The organism is Allobosea sp. Root670 (assembly GCF_001429415.1).
Classification (GTDB): Bacteria; Pseudomonadota; Alphaproteobacteria; order Rhizobiales; family Beijerinckiaceae; genus Allobosea; species Allobosea robiniae.
This window is the reverse complement of the sequence record NZ_LMJU01000014.1, coordinates 1-5022: the sequence shown is the minus strand read 5'-3', so window position 1 is coordinate 5022 and position 5022 is coordinate 1. Positions and strand designations below refer to the sequence as shown.

Below are 5022 nucleotides of genomic sequence, written 5' to 3'. Positions count from 1 at the left end.
GTTCGCAGGCACTCGACCATCGGCTACATCAGCCCGGTCGAGTTCGAAAAGAAGGTCGGGTTAGCTTAACTGAGCGTCCACGAAACCGGCAGCAGGCCACCCGGCTATGGCAGCCGCCTTCTCCAGCGCAGCGTCACGGGTCAGTTAGGTGGGACCATCGAGTACGACTGGTCGCCCGCTGGCGTCACGGTAAACCTGAGCGCGAAGGTCGCCAAGCTCGCGATCTAGGCGACCGCCCGCAGTGTTGCGATGACCCGTTCCTCCGAGTGTGGTTTCGGCAGGAACGTGGCATTGGCGGGCATCTCGTCTGAGGCTGGACTCACCCGGCCCGACGAGATGATGATTGTCACTGGAGGCCAACGGTCCCGCACGGCGAATGCCAGCTTCAACCCGTCCATGGAACCCGGCATTTCGATATCTGTGAACACGACGCTGATGTCCCGCCGAGATTCCAGCGCGAGGATGGCTTCGTCCGCGTTGGCGGCCTCGACAACGACGATGCCGGCGTCCTCGATCATTGATGCGAGATCCAGGCGGATGACAGGGTCGTCTTCGACCACCAGAACGACTTGTGTAGGCATGCGGCGACCCTTGCGACGGTGATGAACGTCGCACTCGCAGGTTAGTTGCAGCATTCCGATAAGATTTGAGAAGCCTACTCGTCCGGCCGATGCTACGCCCTATTTGAAGCCCGGACGGCGCCGCGATTTCGTGTTGATCTGCGCCGCGATGCCGGCCTGCTTAACGTTGGCCTCGTTTGCCAAGCGAAGCCCGCGAAGCTTCTGCATGTTTTCTTCGCGCTGCTGAGTCAGCTTTTCCGTTTCGGACATAATCCTCGCGTGGGAGAGAGCCCGGGTCTGAATCTTCAGAAACTGATTGTCGGCGGTCAGGCGCTGTTTTGAAAGTTCGAACATTTATGATTTCCATTCGCAGCTAGATTGAAAGCAAAAAGGCCGAGCAGATGCCCGGCCTTTCGAGTGGCTAAAGTCGCTGGTGCCAGTACATCCGTGGTCAACGGCGACGATGGCCAAATCACGCAGTCTGGAGCTGTTCCGCGGCCATCTTGCCGGAACGATTGTCGCGAGCGACCTCGTATCCAAGCTTCTGGCCTTCCTGGAGGTCCCGCATTCCAGCGCGCTCGACGGCGGAGATGTGTACGAACACGTCCTGGCTGCCGTCATCCGGCTGGATGAAACCGAAACCCTTGGTGGAATTGAACCATTTTACTGTGCCGGTGGTCATGAAAAACCCTCCTCTTGGCCAGACCTGTCGCTCGCCGACAGAATGTTCGACGAGTTCAGAACGATTTCGAAAGGGGGGAGTTTATCAGAGCCGCGCCAAAGCGCGAAAATAACAACGGCCGTCCAAGCAATCTCGGTAAAGACAACATAGAACCCGCGAAACAAAAAGTCAATCGCAGCGCGTGCAATATTTTTTTTGCAACTCTGAATGACGATTTTGATTTACGAAAATTTGCTGTTTACTTGGGCGACGAGACCCCCGATCCATAAATCGTCGGATAAAGGCAAGCCCTCCGGGGAGCCCGCGCTTTCTAGGCCAGCGCCTCGAAACAATGGCAGTTGCCTTAAGTGCTCTGATGCCCGTCACCCTGGCTAACAGCAGCGACGCCGGCCATTAAGGCTCCCCCGCCACGCGCCTTATCCTCAACGAACCTCAGGCGCATCGCTGCCGTGTTCCGCAGCCCACGCTCTTCGAGCCACATCACAAATTCGTCTGGACGGATCGTCACGATCTGAAGTGCCCTGCCACGGGCAAGCCACGTATTCATGACCTCCAAGGCGCTGGCGTGCCAGACCTCGTAATCACTCGGCATATCATCTCGATCATGGGCGAGTTCCCACATGCGCTGAAAATCCGCGCGCTCGTACCACGGCAAAACGGCCGTGTACGTCTCGACTGTCGGTTTCACTTGCTGGGCCGATCATTCCGCGTGCGACGCGGGAAATGAGAAAACACCGCAATCAGCGCGGGGTCTAAAATGAAGCCGATTTTATCGTTTCGGCTTGAGGCTCGGCTGCGAGAGCAGGTGGTTTTGTGCTTCGCGGCTCAGAACCACCTTTGCGCCGTTGCGCCGAGCGAGACGTTCAGCCGCCTCCATGGTCTCGAAGAGGTCAGGAGACTGCCCATAGTTGGCGCCGGTCACATCGCGCGCCGCCCAATCCGGGCCGACGCGATGTATGCTCAGCATTCTGGACATTTATGACCTCAACGTTCCGACTCATTGAAACGCCCGAGGTCCCGAGATGTTCCGGATCGGCCTCAAGGGCCGGCGTCCGCACTATGCAGCCAGGGAATTGACGCGCCCGGTGACGGCCAGATAGCGGTCGCTGAAATGGGTCACCACGAAGCTGACCTGCGTCCCGTCATTGCAGATCATTTCAAGCCGATCGCCGTATGATGCTGGATTTAGCTCCGCGGTGTTGAAGTGGAGATAGCCCGAGCGGACTTCATCAAAATTGCTGCCGAACTGAAAATTGAGCGCGAGCTTGCGCCCGTCGCGCAGGATCAAATTACCTTTACCGGTATGCATGACAGGTCTCCGCCTAGGCGGCATCAACATGCGCCGCCGGCGGTCATTTCCAAAAGCGGCATGGAGACAACTGCCTGAGCATAATGACCGCTCTTGATGGCGTGTCTATGTCATTTGATGGTCAGCGGTGGCTCCGCATCCCGCGTCAGTGAAGCGTAGGGAGGTACTCACCACCCACCGCGAGCAACCTGGCCAGGCCGTGCAGCTCGACGGCTATGGTGAATGCCGCCATGGCAGCCGTATCAGTCGGAAAGACGGAAAGCCAAACAGTAAAGCCCCCATCCGTGTGGAGCAGCTCCAAGTGCCAGCCGTCGGCTGATTTATGGATCTCGATCTGAACGGTCACGCCGCCCTGTGTGAAGCTTTGGGAAAGCGGCGAGCGCATCTTATTCCTGGTCGGGCGAACGAAGTGCTGCGAATTGCGTCAGCCCCTCATGCTGCTCTTCCCACAGATCGACGGCGACAAGGAGGGCTTCGTAATCCGCATGTTGTGGATCTTCGGTCTTGATCACGCCCAGGGCTTCGAGGCGCCTCACCGCCTCCAGGTATTCCTCTCCGGAGCGAAGCGCATTGCTGGGCATCTAGGCCTCATTGGCTCGATCATTTTCCGCGTTCACGTCACCGCTGTCGAAGGAAATGCGCCCACGGTAGATAACCCGCTCATCTCGCTCTACCAGCATCGTCATTTCGCAACGGTCACTGTCGGTCAGGGCATCGTGTGCCGCTTCGGCAAAAGCCTTTCTCGCCTCGCGTCTGGCGGCAAGGTCGCTCGGCAGATCAAGGTCGACATGATGCGATCCACCGTTGTTGGTGATGAAGCGATATAACGGCACGGCGTAGTTCCTGGGCGAGGCGCATCATAAACAACTCCACCGGTCGTCAGTTCCGAAGGTTGTCCTCCCGCTGGATGGCTCCGCACAAATGCATTGCATCGGCGGAATTCAATAAACTGCCGCAGGTCAGCAATGGGTCGATCGCCGCCGGCTAGCCGTCGACTGCAAGCGTCCGCTTTCGGGCGAGGTGCTAAGGTCAGCTTATGGCGCATCTCGCCCAGCCAGCGTCGTTCGTCAATCCCGGCATCCGCGCAAACTGGGCTAGGTGCATGATACGAACGCGACTAGCGTTCCGAGAGCGCCGGTCGTCGTTTGTCGTGACTTGTCAGGCGATCGACGATCGTTGCGGTGGCTTGGTTCCTCGACGGGAATATCGTTGGCACGGTAGCGGCCGACCACCTTGTCGAGCGCGGCGACCGCCGTCACGTCCCAGAAATGCGCCTGGCTAACATCGATGTGCACGCTTGTTTCGTCGTGCGATCCGAGGTCGAAGGCCTCGATGAATGCATCGGCCGAGGCGAAGAAGACCTGGCCGGTGACATGATAAGTCAGCCTGCCCGTCGCGGCATCCGGCTCGGCCCTGACCTGCATCAGCCTCGCGACCTTGAAGGTGAAGAAGACGCCGCTGAGCAGGACGCCGACGAGGACGCCCAGCGCCAGATTATGGCTCACYACCGTCACCGCCACCGTCGCCAGCATGACCGTGCTCGACATGCGGGGATGGGCGACGACGGCCTTCAGCGAAGACCAGTTGAAGGTATCGRCCGAGACCATCACCATRATCGCGACCAGCACCGCGACCGGCACCTGCGAGACCCAGGGCTTCAACGCCACCATCAGCACGAGCAGGAAGGCGCCGGCAAACAGCGTCGAGAGCCGGCCGCGCCCGCCATATTTCACGTTGCTGACGGTCTGTCCGATCATGCCGCAGCCKGCGATGCCGCCGAACAGGCTGGCCGCCATGTTGGCGAGGCCGAGGCCGGTGCATTCCCGGTTCTTGTGGCTCGGCGTCTTGGTGAGGTCRTCGACAACGGTCGCCGTCATCAGCGATTCCAGCAGGCCGACCATCGCAATCGCAACCGCAGGGCCGGCGATGATGCGCAGCGTTTCCCAGGAGAGCGGCACGGTCGGCCAGGCGAAGCTTGGCAGCGAGCTGGGCAGGAGGCCGAGATCGGCCACCGTCTTGACCGGCAGATGCAGTAGGCTCGCCGCTACCGTCAGCAAGGCGATGGCGACCAACGGCGACGGGATCACCGTCGTCAGGCGCGGCACGCCGTAGATGATCGCAAGCCCGGCGGCGAAGACCGCATAGGTCTGCCAGGCCTCGCCCATCAGATGCGGCATTTGCGCGGCGAAGATCAGGATCGCCAGCGCGTTGACAAAGCCGGTGCGGACCGATTGCGAGAYGAAGCGCATCAGYACGCCCAGTCGCAGCACGCCGAAGATAATCTGGAGCAGCCCCGCCAGCAGGCCCGCCGCCAGCAGGTAGGACAGGCCGTGCGAGGCGACGAGCGGCGCYGCAACCAGAGCGACAGAGCCYGCGGCGGCCGAGACCATGGCCGGGCGCCCGCCCGTGAAGGCGATAACGATGCCGATGACGAACGATCCGAAGAGGCCGACCTGTGGATCGACGCCGGC

10 protein-coding genes are annotated in these 5022 nt (G+C 60.3%); all 10 read right to left on the bottom strand.

The annotated features are described in order from the left end of the window. Positions 1-224: 224 nt before the first annotated feature. Positions 225-581: a response regulator gene (locus tag ASE61_RS12350; RefSeq protein ID WP_061967343.1), complete on the bottom strand. Its 357-nt coding sequence runs from the start codon at positions 579-581 to the stop codon at positions 225-227. Positions 582-680: 99 nt separating this feature from the next. After that, a complete protein-coding gene (locus tag ASE61_RS12345) occupies positions 681-914 on the bottom strand; it encodes a hypothetical protein (protein ID WP_061967341.1) in 234 nt (77 codons plus the stop codon). 118 nt (positions 915-1032) lie between these two features. Next, on the bottom strand, positions 1033-1242 hold the full coding sequence (locus ASE61_RS12340) for a cold-shock protein (RefSeq protein WP_038358045.1): 210 nt from the start codon (positions 1240-1242) through the stop codon (positions 1033-1035). A 343-nt stretch (positions 1243-1585) separates the two neighbouring features. Further along, entirely contained in the window at positions 1586-1930 is a 345-nt protein-coding gene (locus ASE61_RS12335; protein ID WP_061967339.1) for a hypothetical protein, read from the bottom strand. 81 nt (positions 1931-2011) lie between these two features. Next, positions 2012-2218 (bottom strand): hypothetical protein, encoded by a 207-nt coding sequence (locus ASE61_RS12330; protein WP_156407078.1) that lies wholly within the window; start codon positions 2216-2218, stop codon positions 2012-2014. Between the two features lie 81 nt (positions 2219-2299). Further along, the gene (locus tag ASE61_RS12325) at positions 2300-2551 is read right to left on the bottom strand and encodes a hypothetical protein (protein ID WP_061967336.1); all 252 of its coding nucleotides are present in this window, start codon (positions 2549-2551) and stop codon (positions 2300-2302) included. 145 nt (positions 2552-2696) lie between these two features. Continuing rightward, entirely contained in the window at positions 2697-2936 is a 240-nt protein-coding gene (locus tag ASE61_RS12320; RefSeq protein WP_061967334.1) for a hypothetical protein, read from the bottom strand. 1 nt (position 2937) lies between these two features. After that, positions 2938-3132, bottom strand: coding sequence for a hypothetical protein (locus tag ASE61_RS26465; protein WP_156407077.1), 195 nt, complete (start codon positions 3130-3132; stop codon positions 2938-2940). Beyond that, entirely contained in the window at positions 3133-3384 is a 252-nt protein-coding gene (locus ASE61_RS26460) for a DUF6894 family protein (protein WP_156407076.1), read from the bottom strand. Between the two features lie 261 nt (positions 3385-3645). Next, the coding region (locus tag ASE61_RS12310) for a SulP family inorganic anion transporter (RefSeq protein WP_156407075.1) at positions 3646-5022 on the bottom strand (1377 nt) is incomplete at its 5' end.

Bases quoted from the DNA above. Each gene is read 5' to 3' on its own strand.
- ASE61_RS12350 (WP_061967343.1), bottom strand. From the start codon at position 581: ATGCCTACACAAGTCGTTCTGGTGGTCGAAGACGACCCTGTCATCCGC.
- ASE61_RS12345 (WP_061967341.1), bottom strand. From the start codon at position 914: ATGTTCGAACTTTCAAAACAGCGCCTGACCGCCGACAATCAGTTTCTG.
- ASE61_RS12340 (WP_038358045.1), bottom strand. From the start codon at position 1,242: ATGACCACCGGCACAGTAAAATGGTTCAATTCCACCAAGGGTTTCGGT.
- ASE61_RS12330 (WP_156407078.1), bottom strand. From the start codon at position 2,218: ATGTCCAGAATGCTGAGCATACATCGCGTCGGCCCGGATTGGGCGGCG.
- ASE61_RS12325 (WP_061967336.1), bottom strand. From the start codon at position 2,551: ATGCATACCGGTAAAGGTAATTTGATCCTGCGCGACGGGCGCAAGCTC.
- ASE61_RS12320 (WP_061967334.1), bottom strand. From the start codon at position 2,936: ATGCGCTCGCCGCTTTCCCAAAGCTTCACACAGGGCGGCGTGACCGTT.
- ASE61_RS26465 (WP_156407077.1), bottom strand. From the start codon at position 3,132: ATGCCCAGCAATGCGCTTCGCTCCGGAGAGGAATACCTGGAGGCGGTG.